Genomic DNA, 17,447 nt, shown 5'->3' on the forward strand with positions numbered 1-17,447 from the left:
GCGACATCCGACGCGACTGTCGGAGCAAGACCGGGAGCCGCGTTGAGCTCCCCGATCAGGTCGTCCTGTTCACCCTCGATCAGGACCGGTAGCCTTCCTCGGCCAGCACCTGGCGCACCACCGGCCGCGCGCGGACGCGCTGGTAGTGCGCGGCAACGCGCGGTGGCATTGGGATGCCAATCTTGTCGGCCCAGAACTCGTTGTAGAACAGGGCCGCATCGGCAATCGAGAACTGTGGTCCCGCGGCGTAGCCGTCGGCCGGCAGGCGCTTCTCGAGAACCCCGAAGGCCTGGCTGACGATCTCCCGGCCGTGCGAGGCCACGTCATCCTTCAGATGCTGTTGCTGCCGCCCCGCGCTCGAGAGGTAACGTTCGGAGGTGAAGATTCGCGTGTAGCCCTCACCGTGCAGCTGGATCAGGGCGAAATCGAGCAGCTCGACCGCGCGCGCAGCCTGCGCCGGGTCATCCGGCAGCAGCTTGCCGCGCGGGTAGGTTTCCGCGAGCCACAGTGCGATGGATTTGAAGTCGGTCACGGCGCGGCCGTCGTCGAGCACGAGCGTGGGGATCGTGGCCCTGGGATTGATCTTCAAGTACTCCGGCCGAAGATGCTCGCCGGCGGGAAGGTTGACGATCCACACCTCGAACGGCAGCTCGAGTGTTTCCAGCAGGATGTGAATGCCGGTCGAGCAGGAACCCGGCGCCATGTAGAACTTCAGTGCCATACCGTTCGCCTAGCAAGAAACGTGCTCAAGGCGATAGGCCGCTGGGCGCAGCCCGGCACATGCCTCCGGCCGGCGAGGATGAGACGCTGGCCTTCGGTCATCTGTTCCTCCTCCAACGGCAGTTCGAACATCTGCGTTACCGTACCGATCGGGGCGACGGAGGCGAACCTGTGCTGGCGGGAACTTGCGATCGTTGCAAAGGCGCTCACCGACGGGCAGGACATGGCCGAGATCGGTTTAATGCGCGACATCGCACTGCGGACGATCGCGGTGCTCAGGGACGCCGGCCGGATGTGAGCAAGCCTTGCCGCAGGATGACGCTGCTGCCAGCGAGATCGCGTGACGTCGCAGAACCGTCAGTTGAGGCGAGCGCGAGCCTGCACGATCATGGCATCGCCGCGAAGCAACAGGCCCATCTTCGTGGGCCGTGACGCGGCACGATGACAGGCATCTGGCCCCGGTCGCTGCCCCCGCCGCGCTTCGCAACCCGTCTCGCAACGACGATGCAACCCGAAACAAGCCGCCTGGACGTCTTCGCGCGCTGCGAATTCGGTCGGCGCGCCGCTGCTGGCGCAGCACGGCGATGCCGCGCTCGTTGATCGGCCGGATGATGTTGAAATTCTTCTTCTCGAACCGCGGCGACGGGCCGAGCGGAAGAGCGATACCCTTCCGGGCCGGCTCGCCGGCCCCCACTGCAACCTCGGTGACGAAGCGGCGGCCGGCCACAGTCATCCGGACGCCACAATGACGGCGCTCGAACAACAGGATGCCGAGCGTCTCTTCAAGCGCCTTGATCCGCGCGCTTACGCTGGATTGCGTGGGAGCCCAGCACGTTCGCCGCGTGATGGAAGTTCAGATGCTCCGCGACACTCAACAAATGAATGAGAGAGCACATGGGCACCCTACCGACGAGCAATGGTGAGCGGGTGTCGTCTTTGAATTCGCTATGCCCCGGGGCGGCGCCTCATTGAACAGTTCGCCTCGAACAGCTTTTACACACCAAAGAAGAAGAGGCCGCGGGAGACGAGAAGGCCCGAAACGAACAGGCCGAGGGCGAAGGAGGCATGAGCCACCAGACTGCGGAACCGCGAGAGCCAAGGCTTAGGTGTCCGGGATGCGGCAATCCCGGCTCCGAGGCCGGGCTGCATGATAAAGAACGGCGCGACGATGCTGCCGATCCCGATGACGAGGGCCGGCGGAAGCGTGGGATGGCGCAGCCAGTTCGGCCAGATCACCAGCAACAGGACGGCGAAGGCGACGCCAATGGCATAATGCGCGCTCCAGCCGATGACGACTTCGCCGCGCACCGGGGCTGCTTTGCCGATTCCGTCGTGAAGGAAGTGGCCTTGAGGGAAATGGCCGATCCATCGTCCGACAAGGCGATAGTCAAGGGACGGCACACCGAACAGTCGTTTCTGCGTCATCGCCCAACCATCCATGATCGCGGTGGCACCGACGCCGACCGCGACCGCTGCCAAAATGTCTTTCACCAGTTCGTTGTCCATCAGAGGTCTCCTGACCGGCGCAGTGCGGCAAATCTTGCGCGCGGCCTAATCATTCAATAATTTACTTGAATGATTGTCTGATGGTAGGTTTCTGTCAATGACCAAAACCGAAGCTTCTACCCCGCTGTTCACAGACCTCGCCGAAATTGCCCGGACGCTGGGTCATGCCCACCGTTTGATGCTGCTCGAACATATTGCGCAGGGGGAGCGGCCTGTGGAACGGCTCGCCGAACTCACCGCCCTGACCATTGCCAACACGTCGCAGCATCTCCAGCACCTGCGTCGCACGGGCTTCGTGGAGACACGCCGCGACGGCAAGCGCGTCCTTTATCGGTTGGGCAAGGGACCAATCGAACCCATCCTTGCCTCGCTTCGCGGCTATGCCGACCACATACGCGCCGAAATCCGCGATCTGGCGGCCGATCCGGCCAATGCCGAAGGCCGGCATGATTCCATTACACGCGACGAGCTGCTCGAACGTTTGACGGCGGGCGCGGTTACGCTGCTCGATGTGCGTTCGGCGGAAGAATATGCCCTCGGGCATCTGCCCGGCGCGCTCAATATTCCGACCGACGCGCTGGAGTCCCGGCTTTCCGAATTGCCGCCGGGGCGTGAGATCATCGCTTACTGCCGGGGGCCTTATTGTATCCTCTCGACGACGGCGGCAGCCCTCCTGGAGCGCAACGGGTTTCGGGTGCGCCGCCTTGCCGCCGGATTCCCGGATTGGAAGGCGGCGGGTCTCAGCGTCGAGGTTTGACCCTCGACGCTCTGCGAACATTCATGCGGTCAGCCCCGGCTCAACCGCCTGTCGAGGACGGCGAAGCAGAGCGCGAGGGTGGCAACCGCCGCACCGACCCAACCGATCGACGCCAAGCCATGACCGGCCGCGATCGGAAGCCCGGCGGCGAGCGGGGCGAGCGTCAGCCCGAGTTGGAAAGCCGAGGAGTTGGTCGCGCCCACCAGCGTCGGGGCATCCGGGGCAATCATATAGACCCGTCCCCAGACGGCGGGATTGAGCAGGAAGCCAGCCACACCGAGCAGAAGAGTGAGACCGACCGTGGCTGCCAAATTGGACGCCGCGAACGCGATCATGGCGGACAGAAGAATGAGTCCGCCGATCCCCGTCATAAGGGTCAAGAACGGATAGCGGTCAGCCGTCCGACCGCCAATGGCGAGCCCGATGAATGCACCGACGCCGAACAGTGCCAGGACGACAGGAAGCCAGACCACAGGCGAGCGGCTGACGTCGATGAGCAATGCACCGAGATAAGCGAACGTCCCCATATAGGCGGCGGTTGTTGTGGCCGTCGTTGCGTAAGCGGCCCATAGTGCCGGTCGCTTCATGGCGCGCAATTCGGTGGCCACGTCCGGTTTCGGGCTACCGCCAGCCCGCGCTTTCGGCAAAGCCAGCAGCACGGCAAAAGCCGCCACGATGGTGGCGATCACGACGGACCAGAAGCCGCCCCGCCAGCCGGTCGCCTCGCTGATGAAGGTGCCCGCCGGTCCGCCGACGACCATCGCAACGGTCAGCCCGCTGACGACGACAGACAGCGCCTTCGCCCTACGGTCGGCAGGCACGAGTTGGACAGCCGTGGATGCGGCGACCGCCCAGAAACAGGCATAGGCCAGCCCCATGACAAATCGGGCAATCAGGATCGAAATGTAATCGTCAATGAGAAGGCTGAAGATAGTGGCGATCACAAAGATCGCCTGACTGACGAACAGAGCTGTTCGTCGCGGCCAGCGCAGCGTCAGGATGGCGAGAGGCGGCGCGCCGACGAGCGCGCCGATTGCGAAGGCGGAAATCAGTGTGCCTGCGGTCGGCAGGGAGATCGCGAGGTCTTTGGCGATCATCGGCAATATGCCGCCCATCAAGAATTCCGCGCTGCCCATCGCGAACAGGCTCAGGCCGAGCAGATAGACGGCGAAGGGAATGACCGTGGTCGGGGTCTCGATTTTTGCGTTGGCAACCGCCCTTGGAGTGGTGGCGTCTTCGATGTTGTCTGACACGGATGCTCCGATGATGGGTTGGCAAGGTTGCCTCCATCAATCGCATGACATTGAATATCATTCAATAGAATGATTGAATAAATTGAACGCCTAATCCCCGCTGCCGTCCCAACTGCCAGGACACCGATCCGCCTTGCACGATGCCGGAGACATCCCGTCCAAGCTGGCGGTCAACGACGGGCCGCCAGTAGAACGAGCGTGAACTCGTGAGACTTCTCGACGATGGCGAACTTGCCGCTCGATAGTTGAACGGTTCCGGTGAAGGTCCCCGATACCGTCTCGCCATCGGCGGCAGCGCGAAACGGCAACGCCTTCTTCACCGCCATCTCTTCGCCGGCGCGGACGACCTCGCGCTCCTGAAGCATGGCGATCAGGTTGCGTCGATAGGCGGTGCGGCCGTCTGCTTGACGGATGGCGTCGCCACGGTTGATCAATGTCTCGCGGCGACGGTCCATCGCCTCGCGCACCTGCTCGCCGAACCCCGACGCCGACAGGTCAGACGTGCCCGCACCGACAAGCCGCCTGTCCAGCCAGGTCGGTCCCACCGTGCCGATCTGCTTCTCAAGATCGAAGGTCGAGAGGATGCGAATGTTGGCGCGGCTGTTCCGTCCGGCGTCATAGGCGGCGGTACGCGCTATTCGCCGGCCCGATCTCCAGCTCCACGCCCTGCACACTGAAACCTGCCGTGTGCGCTCACCAACCACGATGATCACGGCTGTGGTCCGTTGCTCGCCCGCGCGACAAACAGGCCGGCTGACTGCGGTGCGATGAATAGTGGCGCACGGGTCCAGATGAGCGGATCAGTTGCTGCGACCATGACCGTGCCGGGCGTATCAATGCCGTCCAGCGCGGGTGTGACGGCCGCAACATAGGCGCGCGTCTCAGCGGGCAGCGGCCGTCCTTTCAGCGATGCCTCGTAGCGACCGGGACCGGCATTGTAGGCGGCGATCCAGCCGGGCGAACCATAGCGATCGAACAGCTCCCGGATATAGCCCGCGCCCGCGATGATGTTGTCATGCGGGTCGTAAGGGTCCGCGCCGAGACGGTGCCGAATGCGCAAGCCCGCCCACGTCGCCGGCATGATCTGCATGAGCCCGATCGCACCCTTGGGCGAGATCGCCCGCGGATTGCCGCCGCTTTCGGCCGTCATCACCGCGCGTATCCAGACGACGGGAAGCTCGAAGCGCTGCGCCGCAGCAGGCCGCTCCATACCAAAAATGCCACGGACGCTCCGGCCTCGCTCGTGCAATGCAAGTCAGGTAGAGCGCTATCCTGAAATCAACCTGAAGGATCTTTCTTTCGCGTGGGAGCCGCAAGCGATAATGGCGGGCCACGGCCTGTGTCGTCGCCCAGGCGCTCCATGAGACTCAGCGTTGTCAATCTGCTTGATGGCGCGCTAGAGTGGAGAGCCGCCCCAGGCTCGGACGGCTCAGGATTCGGCCGGCCAGCTCAAATAACACAACTCCAATATCAAGCTCCGAGATCAACTCAGCTCCAGGACGGCGATGGAGGCTTACATGCTAGGCATACGAGCGGCAGTCCAGAAATCCTCTTTCGCAGCGAGCACGTATCACAAGCTCAGAGATCTGATCGACGGACAGCGGAAAGCTTCGATGGCCGAAGCTGCGCCCGTTTCCACGCCAAGCGAAACCGTTCAAGCGCCGGTCGACGCGCCACAGGCGACCGAAGCTGCCTCGCCGATCGCGCAACAGGAGGCGTCGGCGCCAGCGTGGAAGGCCGCCGACTTCGACATCTATCATCAGTATCCACCGCACGTATTCTATACCTTCCGCGACCGTGACGCCCTGTTTCGTGACGCCGTCACCGCCTATGCCAATGTTCCGGTCGGGGACGAACCATCCGGACTACACACGGATCCCAATCGCGTCTTGCAGTTCTTTCAGCTCGTAGCGGCGGCCAACCGCCTGCCTGAAGGGGACTACGCAGAGTTCGGCTCGCACCGCGGTTTCAGCACCCGGGTGATCCATCGTTTCATGGATCCAGGCCGGACGCTGTATGCCTTCGATACGTTCGAAGGATTCGATGAGCGTGATATTGCCATCGAAAGAGAACGATACGATTCACCCTGGGAAGCCGGCTCTTTCGCGCCCACATCGGTGGAGCGGGTTGCGAAGTATGTTGGAGATGGCGAGTGGCCCGCCAACCTGAAACTGGTGAAGGGCTGGTTCCCCGACTCGTACCGCGGAATGAAAGATCGGCAATGGCGGTTTGTGCACGTCGATTTCGATCTGTACGCGCCGATCCGAGCGGCGCTGGACTGCACTTGGGACCAGGTCGTGCCGGGCGGCATCATCCTGATCCACGACTATGGATGCTACGGGTTTCCCGGAGCGCGTGCGGCCGTCGACGAATTCTGCGAAGGGGTTGGCGTTCTGCCGATCGAGCTAGTGGATCGCTGGAGCTCCGCGGTCATCCGCAAGCCCCTCCGCTGACATGGCGAGCTGACGTGAACGAGGCCCTCCCCGGAATGCAGCGCCCCCCTCTGCACGTGGTCGTGCCCGTCTGGGGCGACGCGTATCTGGACACGTTCCTCGACTACAGCCTGCCGGCGCAGCTGTCGTCCGGCAACATCCCCGCCGTGCCGCCGGATGACCGCAACCGCTACACGATTTATACGACCGCGGAGGGCTACCGCCGCAGCCACGCGCACCCGGCCGTCAGGCAGCTCGCCACATTCATCAGGGTCGAATTCAAGCCGGTCGAGGCCCTCACAGGCCGTGCTGCGCACAACAAATATCATACGAAGAGCAAGTGCTACGCCATCGCGCTCAACGCCGCTTCGGAAGCGGGGGCGGCGGTGGCGATGCTCAATGCGGACATTCTTCTGGCCGACGGCTTCCTTCGCGCGGCGCTGCGGCTGGTCGCGTCAGGCAAGCGCGTGGTCGAAGTGACCGGAAGCCGCGGCCTGCAAGATCCGATCAAAGCCACCCTCGACCGCCGCTTTCGCGACCGCGACGGCGCGATTTCCATCAGCCCCGCACAGCTGTCGGGGCTTTGGCTGGAGAACCTGCACCCGCAACTGGCCATGCACTCTGTCGATGGACCGGAAGGAGGATCGTTCCATCCCTCGCACCTTTATTGGCTGGTTGGGAAGGAAGGCGTCATCATCCGGGGATTCCATCTGTACCCCATCGTGGTCAGGCCTCATGCCGGCCCGGTCAGGTTCTCCGGAACAATCGACGACGATCTGGTCGCCCTGCTCGCGGCGACTCCCGACGAACGCGTCATCATTCGTGACACCACCGACCTGTTCTGCTGCGAACTCAGTCCGGCCGAGCACCCCGTCGACCATGTCGCCACACGAGGAGACCGGAAAAGCATGCTAGACTTCTACGCACGCTACCGGGCCGAGAACATCGCCAACCTGGAGACGGAGATCGTCATCTCCAATGCCCCTCCGGTCGGCGAGCTATGGGACCTGAGGCGGCGCGAGAGCAGCCAGTTCGTTGAAGGGCTGGTCAGTGACCTGAGACGCGACATGGCACCACAAGATGCTTGCAACCCGGCAAATGCGATGAAGGTGACGGGCACCGCCTTGGGGCGTTCAGCCGACCAGGTTGGCGCGATAGAAGACGAGGTCGAGTTCATCAAGGCCGTCGGGGAGATGCTGGACACCGGCCAGCCGATCCCGTTCGAGCTGGAGGAGCGGAGCCTCCTGATCCACCTCAAATCGTATCCGGACCGGGCGGATCTCCTGCAACGGCTCTGCACGGTGCACACGCTGCAGGGCAAACCCGTTCCCCTCGACCTGGAGGAACGCACGCTCGTCTCGAACCTCACGCTTGAGCCGGACCGCGCCGATCTCCTGGAGCGGCTGCGCATCGTCCAGGTGGCGCTGGGCAAGACGGCGCCGCCGGCGCCGGCGCTCGGCCGGTCCGGCGAACAGGCCTCCCAGACCGACATCGACTTCCAGCGCGAAGCCGAAGACTTCGCCTGGGCGGTCGACCGGCGCGACATGGATACCGCCTTCTCGCCGATCCTGGAGCTGTCGCGGCGGTTCACGATGACCTCCGTCGAGAGAACGTATGCGCTCTACCAGTCGGTGCGCTACATCGAGGCGGCAAACATACCTGGCGCGATCGTGGAATGCGGCGTCTGGCGCGGCGGCAGCATCATGGTCGCGCTGGCGACGCTGAAGGCGCTCGGCAGGACCGAGCGCGACGTCTATCTGTTCGACACCTTCGAAGGCCTGCCCCGGCCGGACGAGGACAAGGACATCGACGTGCTCGGCAATCGCGCCATCGACGGCTGGCTGCCGCATGCCCGGGGCAACGAGCGAAGCAACTGGGCCTATGCCAGCCTCGAAGACGTGCGCGCCAACATCGGCCTGACGGGTTATCCGCTCGATCGCGTTCACTTCATCAAGGGGATGGTCGAAAGCACGCTGCCCGGGAACGCGCCGGGGCGGATCGCGCTCTGCCGGTTGGATACCGACTGGTATGCATCGACCCGGCACGAAATGATCCATCTCTATCCGCGCCTGAGCGTCGGGGGCGTCCTGATCATCGACGACTACGGGCACTTCCGCGGCGCTCGCCAGGCGGTCGACGAATATCTGGCCGAAACGCGAACGCCCTTGTTGCTCAACCGGATCGACTATTCAGGCCGGCTGGCTATAAAGCCGCAGCCGCCGGGGATATTGCAGCGGCTCCGGTCGACATGGCGTCGGTAGCTGCGGCGCTACGGCCGCGCGGCTGATGGAAACGCGGCATATAGGCCTGAAAGAGACGCCATGCAGATCGCTGCACCCGCGATCATACGCCTCGCGTGGCGCGCCAATCGCTTCAACAAGCAATTGGCTCCCCGCTCATCGTCGCCGACGACCGCAACTCGCGGAACGAGACGAGCCGGCCCTGCTCCTCGTCCCAAAGCACCATGTGCACGCACCGCAGGCTCTGCAGCAGCGTCAGCCGCCCGGTGGCCGCAAGCGCCGGGTGATCGCGCAACACGACCGGCAGACGATAATACGGAATGCGGCTGGACAGGTGGTGGACGTGGTGCACGCCGATGTTGGCCGTGAACCAGCGCAACACCCCCGGCAAGTCATAGTATGAACTGCCGCGCAGCGCCGCCTCGCCAAAACTCCAGTCCGGGTCATGCGCCCAATAGGTGTCGACGAACTGGTGCTGAATATAGAACAGCCAGACCCCGATTGCTGACGCGAGCAGCGTGATCGGCAGATGGACGCGCAGGAAGGGGCCGACGCCAACCAACCAGATCAGTGCCGCGACCATGATCGCGATCGCCGCGTTCGTCGCCATCGTGCTGAGCCAGGGCTGCCACCCACCGTGTGGCAATCCGATCGGCAGGCGCTGCCTCAGCAGAAAGACGTAGACCGGACCGACACCGAACATGACGATGGGGTGCCGATACAGGCGATAGCGAAGCCGCCGCCATCGCGACAGCGCCAGATATTCGCGCACCGTCAGGGTATCGACATCGCCGATGCCGCGCCGATCGAGATGGCCTGAGGTGGCGTGATGGATCGCGTGCATGTGCCGCCAGAAGTCATAGGGCGTCAATGTCACCACGCCGATCATTCGGCCGACCCAGTCGTTGGCGCGGCGATGACGAAAGAAGGCGCCATGACCGCAATCGTGCTGGATCATGAAAAGCCGCACCAGAAATCCGGCCGCCGGCACCGCGAGCAGCAGGCAAAGCCAGTAGCTGATGCCGAGGGCGGCCCACATCAGAATCCACAAGAGCACGAGGGGCACCGCGGTGATGACGAGTTCGACAATGCTGCGCGCGAAACTCGGATCACGATAGCGAACGAGGGTCCTTGCCCACGCGCGCGCATCGTGTGCGGTCAATGCGTCGGATTCACCGTCACCCATGCTTCAGCACCATTCCCAGAACCACTATTCTCATCTCCACTATTGCCATCGCCATGGATGGCGGCGCCGAGCGCGAACTGCGATGCGGCATTGCGACGCGTCAATCAGCGGAGCCCGCCGCGTTCCAGTATTGACGAGGGCTGCGGCGCCAGCGCGATCATTCAACGAAAGCGGGTATGACGAACCGGAACAAAGCCAATCAGGCGAGACAAGCAGCCGACGCCGCCACTCCTTTACACCGGTGCCCAACCGACGGCCAACATAATCAGGGGGCGGCGGGCGCGAAGAGCAAGCCAAAGCCCGGACCAGCGATTGTCGCTGGTATGATTTGCCGGCCGCTGCCGACAACCGATCCGTCATTTGAGGTCGCTGCGACGATCAGGCGCGCCGAGGCCTGGTCGCGCACGACCGCACGGCTTACCCTAGTGTCCCGTCTCCGAATTACCGCTTCGTTTGCCTCACCCTCGCACGGTCATTCGGAGACATCGGGACACCAGCAAAATCAAAAAGCTAGTGTGGCTTATGTCTCGCAATTGCCTACAGGGGCTTGCCGCAAAGGGCATAGGCAATTGCGAGACGCCACACTAGTGCGGTGGATCTGACGCTCGTTTCAGTATTGCAGCGAGTTCTTCATACGAGCGTCAGATCCAAAACCGCACTAGAATCATAGCCATGCTGGTGTCCCTTTGGTTCTAACGTTCGTACGAGCGCTCGCTGCAAAGTGATACGAACGTTAGAACCGGGACACTAGCGCCCCCGCCCGGATCGACGCCGGGGCTTCGCCCATCAGGCAGCGCTGCCACATGGTCTCGTAGAGGTCTTCGAGGGCCCGGGTATAGGCGCCGACGTCAAACAGCGGCGTGGTCAGGCGATTATGCCGGAGCCTCGCCTTGCACGCCTCCAGCAGGTCCGGCTCGCCGGCCAGCGCCAGGGCAACGGCGAGATAGTCATCCTCGTCCGCGGCGATCAATTCCGGCAGGCCGATAGCATGCAACAGGCTGCCCGCGACACGGGACGGGAACGTCTCGCCGGCGCAGGTGACGACCGGCACGCCGGCGAACAACGCGTCGCTCGCCGTGGTGTGCGCGCCATAGGGCATGGTGTCGAGGACGAGGTCGGCGAGTTGCAGGCGGCCGAGATGATCGCTCTGCTTCAGGTCGGGGGCGAAGACCAGGCGATCGGGGGCAATGCCGCGGCACAGCGCCTCGCCGCGCAGATTGCCTTCCGCCCGCGCGGCGCCGAGCAGCCACAGCACGCTGCCGGGCGTTGATTCGAGCAGGCGGCACCACAGGTCGTAGACCGGTGGCGTGATCTTGTAGGCCTGGTTGAAGCAGCAGAAGACGAAGCCGATCTCCGGCAGGCCGGCCTCCGCCCGGGCCGGCTTGCGGCCGATCGCGCCGCGGCGGCCGTGCGGCTGATAGGAATGCGGCATATAGGCGAAGGCCTCGGAATAATCCGGTGCGGTCGCCATCGGCGTCACGAACGGGTCGGTGATGATATAGTCGCAGATGCCGCCGCCCAGCGTTCCCGGATAGCCAAGATAATTCACCTGAACCGGCGCCGGCCGCAGCATCAGGACGCCGGTGCGGGCGCCCAGGGTATAGCCCTTCAGGTCGACCAGAATATCGATCCCGGCGCGATGCACGGCGCGCGCCGCTTCGCTGTCGCTCAGCGCCGAGACGTCGTGAAAAGCATCGAAGGCTTCGTGGACGCGCTGGCGCATGGCGCCGCCATCGTCGGCGCCGAAAGAGAAGGCGTGCAGCTCGCAGCGCTGGCGATCGTGCGCCTCGAACGTTTCAATCAGCAGGCGTGAGGTGGCGTGGTCGTGGAAGTCGTTCGATAAATAGCCGATGCGCAGCTTCCTGCGCGCGGCCAGATCGAAGCGGAACGCGAGGCGCTCGCGCTCCGGGATGCTGGCCGCGATCCGATCCCGCGTCCAGAGCTCCGAACAGGCGCGATGCTCCTGGCCGCTGATGCCGGGCACCGAGAGCAGCAGGAACGGCGACAGCCGACCGGCCTCGCCCGCGGACAGCAGGGCACGAATGCGCGACGCCGACAGGGCGAAGTCGTCCCACTCGCACATCTCGCGGCCGCGACTGAAGGATTTCAATACATCCATCCCAAGCGAGCACCCAGGCGAGGCTCATGCCATCGCGCCGGATATCCGGACTGCAGGCAAGGCGCGCAACGTCGTTGCCGGGAACCCGCTCAAGGGGCCAAGCAAGTCCTGCGCCAGCGAAGCGGCGCCTGCGAGCGGGAGCGGTTCCGGGCGCAACAACGCGGCGCGGCCGGGCGAGCGGTTCGCCCCCCCCGCGGCCGGCAGCTCCGGAGGCATGCCGGCGGGCAACTGCGCGCCCTCCATGGCCGAATGCCGAGAAGAAACATCATTTATAGAGGCTTATTTATAGAGGCGAATTCGACCGGCGGGCCTCGTTGTTCGGTCGTTCGTCCCTATATCCATATGGATCCGGTCGGCCATCGAGACTGATCGGAAGGAGCGACCGAGTACGGCGAGCTGGTGAAGACCTCGACCAGCCCCTTAAGGCAAGCCTTGAACTTCAGGAATTGGAGCGCCGCTTCGCCTCATCTGTCTTCGCAAACTGACGAGAGGTGCTCAGCAAGAGAGAAGGACGCGCGACATGACGCTCACACGAGGTGGATTCCGACGCTACGACTATGACCGGATGGTCGTTCTGTTTACGATGACGGATGATGCGACCGAAGTGGCATGCGCGATCAGCTCCGCCGCCCTGGACGACCTCGATGGATCGACCGCCACAAAGGCGGAACAGCGCGAACAACAGTTTCTCAGGCTCCGCGATCGCATCGAAGAGCGCGCATCGCGCAAGTTTGCCGATGCCGAGCTTGAGGGACGTCCTCCGGGCATCATCCTCCGCAGCGTCGATTTTCGCTGAAGGCGCCGGGGACGCCAGCCGAAACGGCCGGGACCACGGCCACACCGCGCCCTGCATGATCCTCAGCAACGACCAGGAAGCGCCCTGAGACCGCGGCGGAGGATCCCGCCACGGCTTCTCGCCTTGTTTTGATCACGATTTCAGCACCCACTGCAGCCGTGCAACGCACTTGGGGGCTGACGGTGACGAGGTCCGGGCTTACGTTGACGCTGGTCGGGGCGCTCGCGGTCGGCGGCTGCATGCAGACGACGCTGCAGCCGGCCTCCGATGCCAGCATGACCCCGCGGGACCGGCAATTGCTGGCCCATCCGCCTTATGCCCAGGCGAGCATTCCGGAGCAGTTTCAGCGTCATATCGTCGACTATCCGCGCAAGGAGCAGCCGGGCACCATCCTGGTCGATACCAACGCGCGCTTTCTCTATTACGTTTTGCCGGACGGCAAGGCGATCCGCTACGGCGTCGCCGTGGGCGAGGAAGCGCTGGCCTGGTCGGGTGTCGCCACCGTCGGCCGCATGTCCGAGTGGCCGGACTGGATCCCGACGCCGGACATCCAGGCGCGGCTCGGTCCCTATCCGGCTCGCGTTCCCGGAGGCCCGGCCAATCCGCTGGGCGCGCGAGCGCTCTACCTCTTCGAGGGCAACAAGGACACCCTGTACCGCATCCACGGCACCAACCAGCCGGAATATATCGGCCAGGCGATCTCGTCCGGCTGCATCCGCATGACCAATGCCGACGTCATCGACCTGTTCGACCGGGTGAAGCCCGGAACCATCGTGGTCGTGCTGCCGCCGGGCCGGAGCGCCTGATCGAAAGTCGACCGACCGGTCGAAGCATGGTGTCGAAGCATCGCGATGTTTCTGTTTGACGGGCCCGCAGACGCGGACGTGACGGTCCTTCTCGCCCACGGCGCCGGCGCGCCCATGGACTCCGCCTCGATGAATCGCATGACGACGGCGCTGGCAAAGGTCGGCCTGCGCATCGCCCGCTTCGAGTTCGACTACATGGCTTCCCGCCGGAACTCGGGGGCGAGGCGGCCGCCGCCCCGGGCAGAAGCGCTCAAGACGGAGTATCTCGCTGCGGTCGACGCGCTCCAGAGCAACGGACAGATCGTGATCGGCGGCAAGTCGATGGGCGGGCGCGTTGCCAGCATGATCGCCGACCCGCTCCATGCCTCATCGCGCGTCGCCGGCCTGATTTGTCTCGGCTACCCATTTCATCCCGTCGGCAAGCCGGACCAGCTGCGCACGGCGCAGCTGGCAACGATGCAGACACCAACCCTGATCGTGCAGGGAACGCGGGATCCATTCGGGACGCGTGACGAGGTCGCCGCCTACAAGCTGTCAAAAACGGTCGAAATCTTCTGGCTCGAGGACGGCGACCATGATCTCGCCCCGAGAAAGACCGTCTCCGGCTTCACCATGGCCGATCATCTGGCGACAATGGCCGCCCATGTCGCGGCGTGGGCCCGGAGACTTGCCGATCACGGCGGGCCGAACGGCAGGCGCGCCGGATAGATCGGCTCAGCGTCGCCAGCACCCGAATCATCCCTTCTGCATTCTGTCTTCCGCCCGCGACTGAGGTGCAACCGGGACGACGGCGGGAGCGCTTCCATCGCGGTTGTTCTCCGTCAGTTGTTGCGGCGCGTTCCGATATGAGTGCGCGCTGCAAGGGAATACGAACGTTAGAACCGGGACACTAGGCGGCAGCGAATGCAGGCGCGCAGCGCAAGGAGCCTGACAGATTGGGCTTAGGACCTCGATCAGCCGGGCATGGAGCCCGATCGCAGGCAATGAGAGTAGCGGCTCACAGCCATCATCGGGTAAGCTCTGCTGCAGCGCAGGGAGCTGTTCACGAGGGGTGACGAGATGACACGTCGACTGTTGGCTCTGCTTCTTGGGATGGTCTTGATCGGTGCGATGGCTTTTCGGCCGGAAGCCGCACGGACGGAAACCAGCGTCACCGGCACACGCTACATCCCGAGCCTCGGCGACCTGATGGGCACGATGCAACTTCGTCACATCAAGCTCTGGCTCGCCGGCAAGCGGCGCAACTGGGAACTCGCATCCTACGAACTCAACCAGATGAGTGCGAGCTTCAGCGACATCGGCACGCTGTATTCGGGCATTCCTATCGCCGACATGACCCCGATGTCGCCGCCGGTCGCCAAGCTGGCCGACGCCATCCGCGACAAGAACAGCGAGGCCTTCGCCACGGCCTTCGGCGAGATGACGAAGGCCTGCAACAACTGTCATCAGGCCATCGACCGCAAGTATATCGTCATGCGCGTGCCGGACTCCTCGCCCTTCAGCGACCAGGATTTCGCGCCGCTGAAGTGAGGTGGCGACGCCCGGCTCGGCGGCCGCCGCCGCGTCTCCAGATCTTGCCGCCGCCCTGAAGGCCGCCCCGGTCAAAGCCGGATGTCGGGTTCGATCGGGTGAAAGCCGATCGGCTCTTGACGCGGATCAATCGTACGGTGGTCTGACCACTATAGGGATCAGCTTCCGCGTGGGACGGCAGCGGGCACGCCGATGGTGGCGATTGCGGCCACCCCAGGGCCTTGTGAGCGCGTCGGATCGGGTGATGAGCGTGCAGGTGCAGCAGTCCATCGTCGCTGACGGCGACTTGATCACGACCGCCGAGGCGGGGACGCTGTGGGGGCTGTTCTGCGAGCGCGTCCGGCGCTGTCCGGCCGCCATCGCCTGCCGGGACTACGACCCCGTCGCGCAGCGTTGGCGCGATCACTCCTGGCTGGCGATGGCCGCGCGCGTGGACGAATTTCGCGCCGCACTCGCCCAGGAGAGCTTCGCACCCGGAGACCGCGTGGCGATCCTGCTGGCCAACGGACCCGACTGGGTATGCTTCGACATTGCCGCCCATGCCTTGGGACTGGTTGTTGTCGCCCTCTACCCGCATGACACCGCAGCCAGCAATACTTCCATCCTTGGCCATGCCGAGGCCCGCCTGATTCTTCTCGACGACGAAGCCCGCTGGCAGTCGCTTGCGCCGTTTCGCCCGGAATTTCCGTCGCTGCAGCGCATCTGGATCCGCGACGTCGCCGCAAATACTGGTCCGGCAGCTGCCGACCCGATGGCGCGCGCACTCGCCGATGTCCTCGCCGGTGCCTGCGCGTCACCGCCGGCGCCACATCAGGCGGCGCCGGGCGACCTCGCCGCGCTGGTCTACACCTCTGGCACCACCGGCCGGCCCAAAGGCGTGATGCTGTCGCACTTCGCCTTGCTGTGGAATGCCGAGGCGGTCGCCGCGCTCATTCCGCCGCAACGGAGCGATGTCATTCTGTCGGTTCTGCCGCTGGCCCATGCCTTCGAGCGCACTGTCGGCTACTACCTGCCGATGATGGCCGGCTGCACCGTCGCCTATGCCCGCTCGGTACAGGATCTGCGCGATGACCTCGTCACCCTCCGCCCGACCGTGATCCTCGGCGTTCCGCTGCTCTACGAACGAATGGCCGCCGCGATCCGGGCCGCTGCTGCCGGCAGCCTGGTCCGGCGGGCCCTGTTGCGGTCAGCGACGGCCATCGGCTGGCGCCTGTTCGAAGCGGCGCAGCATCGGGCCCGACCGGGCCTCGCCGTCGGGTTGCTCGGACGCATCCTCCACCGAGCCGTCGCGGTCCAGGTGCTGGCGGCCTTCGGTGGACGGCTTCGCGTCGCGGTGAGCGGCGGGGCGCCGCTCGATTGGGGCGACATTCGCCTGCTGATCGGACTGGGCCTGCCGCTGATCGAGGGATACGGTCTGACCGAGGCAGGGCCGGTGGTCGCGGCGAACGGATTGGGCGACAACCTGCCCGGCTCGGTCGGGCGTCCGCTGCGCGGCCTCGAGGTCAGGCTCGGCACCGCCGCTGAATTGCTGGTGCGCTCGCCGGCGATGATGAGCGGTTATTGGAAGGACGATCGAGAGACGGCGCGGGTGCTCGACCCGGCCGGCTGGCTCTCGACCGGCGATGTCGCCGAGATCAAGGACGGCCGCATCTTCATCCGCGGCCGCCTCAAGGACATGATCGTTCTGTCCATCGGGGAAAAGGTCAATCCCAAGATCGTGGAAGCCGAACTCACCCGCGATCCGATGTTCAGGCAGGCCGTGGCAGTCGGCGACCGCCGGGCGTTCGTCGCGGCCGTGATCGTGCTCGACGCCGGGCTATGGAAGCGTTTCGCCGCCGAGAAGGGCCTCGACGCCGAGCGGCCCAATCACCCCGCCGGCAAGATCGAGGTGCTTGCAAGGCTGGAGCCGCGTCTCGCCACATTGCCGCGCTATGCGCAGGTGCGCGCCGTGCATCTGACCTTGGCGCCGTGGACGATCGAGGCCGGACTGCTGACACCGACCCTCAAGGTCAAGCGGGACGTCGTGCAGCGGCTGTTCGCAGCGGAGATCGACGCCATGTATCGCCCCCAACAGGATGCCGGATCAATCCGGGGCCGGTGAC

General features: G+C 64.6%; 14 protein-coding genes and 3 pseudogenes. 9 read left to right on the forward strand and 8 right to left on the reverse strand.

Going from position 1 to position 17,447, the window contains the following annotated elements:
- Positions 1-79 precede the first annotated feature (79 nt).
- Complete coding sequence (locus DB459_RS07785) at positions 80-721, reverse strand: glutathione S-transferase family protein (RefSeq protein ID WP_253712314.1); 642 nt, start codon at positions 719-721, stop codon at positions 80-82.
- 78 nt (positions 722-799) lie between these two features.
- On the opposite strand from DB459_RS07785, the gene DB459_RS07790 reads away from it, so the two are divergent.
- Entirely contained in the window at positions 800-1,018 is a 219-nt protein-coding gene (locus tag DB459_RS07790) for a hypothetical protein (protein WP_253713761.1), read from the forward strand.
- A 390-nt stretch (positions 1,019-1,408) separates the two neighbouring features.
- Here DB459_RS07790 and DB459_RS07795 read toward each other — a convergent pair.
- Both DB459_RS07795 and DB459_RS07800 read right to left on the reverse strand, forming a co-directional pair.
- Positions 1,409-1,616 (reverse strand): annotated as a pseudogene (locus DB459_RS07795) (LysR family transcriptional regulator); the annotation flags it as partial.
- Positions 1,617-1,713: 97 nt separating this feature from the next.
- A complete protein-coding gene (locus DB459_RS07800) occupies positions 1,714-2,226 on the reverse strand; it encodes a DUF2938 domain-containing protein (protein ID WP_253712315.1) in 513 nt (170 codons plus the stop codon).
- Between the two features lie 97 nt (positions 2,227-2,323).
- On the opposite strand from DB459_RS07800, the gene DB459_RS07805 reads away from it, so the two are divergent.
- Entirely contained in the window at positions 2,324-2,983 is a 660-nt protein-coding gene (locus tag DB459_RS07805; protein WP_253712316.1) for a metalloregulator ArsR/SmtB family transcription factor, read from the forward strand.
- Between the two features lie 29 nt (positions 2,984-3,012).
- Here the strand turns inward: DB459_RS07805 and DB459_RS07810 are convergent, their stop codons facing one another.
- The 3 genes and pseudogenes from DB459_RS07810 to DB459_RS07820 all read right to left on the reverse strand — a co-directional run.
- Positions 3,013-4,236 carry an MFS transporter gene (locus tag DB459_RS07810; protein ID WP_253712317.1) on the reverse strand — a complete coding sequence of 408 codons (1,224 nt, stop codon included), beginning with the start codon at positions 4,234-4,236 and terminating at the stop codon, positions 3,013-3,015.
- A gap of 61 nt (positions 4,237-4,297) precedes the next feature.
- Positions 4,298-4,826: pseudogene (locus tag DB459_RS07815) on the reverse strand (DUF3363 domain-containing protein).
- Between the two features lie 119 nt (positions 4,827-4,945).
- Positions 4,946-5,431: pseudogene (locus DB459_RS07820) on the reverse strand (lytic transglycosylase domain-containing protein); the annotation flags it as partial.
- A 418-nt stretch (positions 5,432-5,849) separates the two neighbouring features.
- Between DB459_RS07820 and DB459_RS07825 the strand changes: the two are divergent.
- Entirely contained in the window at positions 5,850-6,689 is an 840-nt protein-coding gene (locus tag DB459_RS07825; protein WP_253712318.1) for a TylF/MycF/NovP-related O-methyltransferase, read from the forward strand.
- Between the two features lie 14 nt (positions 6,690-6,703).
- Positions 6,704-8,929: a TylF/MycF/NovP-related O-methyltransferase gene (locus DB459_RS07830; protein ID WP_253712319.1), complete on the forward strand. Its 2,226-nt coding sequence runs from the start codon at positions 6,704-6,706 to the stop codon at positions 8,927-8,929.
- A gap of 112 nt (positions 8,930-9,041) precedes the next feature.
- On the opposite strand, the gene DB459_RS07835 is transcribed toward DB459_RS07830, so the two are convergent.
- Both DB459_RS07835 and DB459_RS07840 read right to left on the reverse strand, forming a co-directional pair.
- Entirely contained in the window at positions 9,042-10,094 is a 1,053-nt protein-coding gene (locus tag DB459_RS07835; RefSeq protein ID WP_253712320.1) for a fatty acid desaturase, read from the reverse strand.
- 733 nt (positions 10,095-10,827) lie between these two features.
- On the reverse strand, positions 10,828-12,177 hold the full coding sequence (locus DB459_RS07840) for a UDP-N-acetylglucosamine-peptide N-acetylglucosaminyltransferase (RefSeq protein ID WP_253713466.1): 1,350 nt from the start codon (positions 12,175-12,177) through the stop codon (positions 10,828-10,830).
- 556 nt (positions 12,178-12,733) lie between these two features.
- Here DB459_RS07840 and DB459_RS07845 point away from each other — a divergent pair.
- From DB459_RS07845 to DB459_RS07865, 5 genes are all read left to right on the forward strand, one after another.
- Complete coding sequence (locus DB459_RS07845; RefSeq protein WP_253712321.1) at positions 12,734-13,009, forward strand: DUF1488 domain-containing protein; 276 nt, start codon at positions 12,734-12,736, stop codon at positions 13,007-13,009.
- Between the two features lie 182 nt (positions 13,010-13,191).
- Positions 13,192-13,815 (forward strand): L,D-transpeptidase, encoded by a 624-nt coding sequence (locus tag DB459_RS07850; protein WP_253712322.1) that lies wholly within the window; start codon positions 13,192-13,194, stop codon positions 13,813-13,815.
- 45 nt (positions 13,816-13,860) lie between these two features.
- Positions 13,861-14,523 (forward strand): alpha/beta family hydrolase, encoded by a 663-nt coding sequence (locus tag DB459_RS07855; protein WP_253712323.1) that lies wholly within the window; start codon positions 13,861-13,863, stop codon positions 14,521-14,523.
- Between the two features lie 402 nt (positions 14,524-14,925).
- Positions 14,926-15,345, forward strand: a complete 420-nt coding sequence (locus tag DB459_RS07860) for a cytochrome c (RefSeq protein ID WP_253712324.1) — start codon at positions 14,926-14,928, stop codon at positions 15,343-15,345.
- Positions 15,346-15,589: 244 nt separating this feature from the next.
- On the forward strand, positions 15,590-17,446 hold the full coding sequence (locus DB459_RS07865) for a long-chain fatty acid--CoA ligase (protein ID WP_253712325.1): 1,857 nt from the start codon (positions 15,590-15,592) through the stop codon (positions 17,444-17,446).
- Position 17,447 lies beyond the last annotated feature (1 nt).

Source organism: Bradyrhizobium sp. WD16, from assembly GCF_024181725.1.
Taxonomy (GTDB): Bacteria; Pseudomonadota; Alphaproteobacteria; order Rhizobiales; family Xanthobacteraceae; genus Bradyrhizobium_A.

Bases quoted from the DNA above. Each gene is read 5' to 3' on its own strand.
- DB459_RS07785 (WP_253712314.1), bottom strand. From the start codon at position 721: ATGGCACTGAAGTTCTACATGGCGCCGGGTTCCTGCTCGACCGGCATT.
- DB459_RS07790 (WP_253713761.1), top strand. From the start codon at position 800: ATGAGACGCTGGCCTTCGGTCATCTGTTCCTCCTCCAACGGCAGTTCG.
- DB459_RS07865 (WP_253712325.1), top strand. From the start codon at position 15,590: ATGAGCGTGCAGGTGCAGCAGTCCATCGTCGCTGACGGCGACTTGATC.
- DB459_RS07805 (WP_253712316.1), top strand. From the start codon at position 2,324: ATGACCAAAACCGAAGCTTCTACCCCGCTGTTCACAGACCTCGCCGAA.
- DB459_RS07835 (WP_253712320.1), bottom strand. From the start codon at position 10,094: ATGGGTGACGGTGAATCCGACGCATTGACCGCACACGATGCGCGCGCG.
- DB459_RS07840 (WP_253713466.1), bottom strand. From the start codon at position 12,177: ATGTGCGAGTGGGACGACTTCGCCCTGTCGGCGTCGCGCATTCGTGCC.
- DB459_RS07825 (WP_253712318.1), top strand. From the start codon at position 5,850: ATGGCCGAAGCTGCGCCCGTTTCCACGCCAAGCGAAACCGTTCAAGCG.
- DB459_RS07800 (WP_253712315.1), bottom strand. From the start codon at position 2,226: ATGGACAACGAACTGGTGAAAGACATTTTGGCAGCGGTCGCGGTCGGC.
- DB459_RS07855 (WP_253712323.1), top strand. From the start codon at position 13,861: ATGTTTCTGTTTGACGGGCCCGCAGACGCGGACGTGACGGTCCTTCTC.
- DB459_RS07860 (WP_253712324.1), top strand. From the start codon at position 14,926: ATGGCTTTTCGGCCGGAAGCCGCACGGACGGAAACCAGCGTCACCGGC.
- DB459_RS07845 (WP_253712321.1), top strand. From the start codon at position 12,734: ATGACGCTCACACGAGGTGGATTCCGACGCTACGACTATGACCGGATG.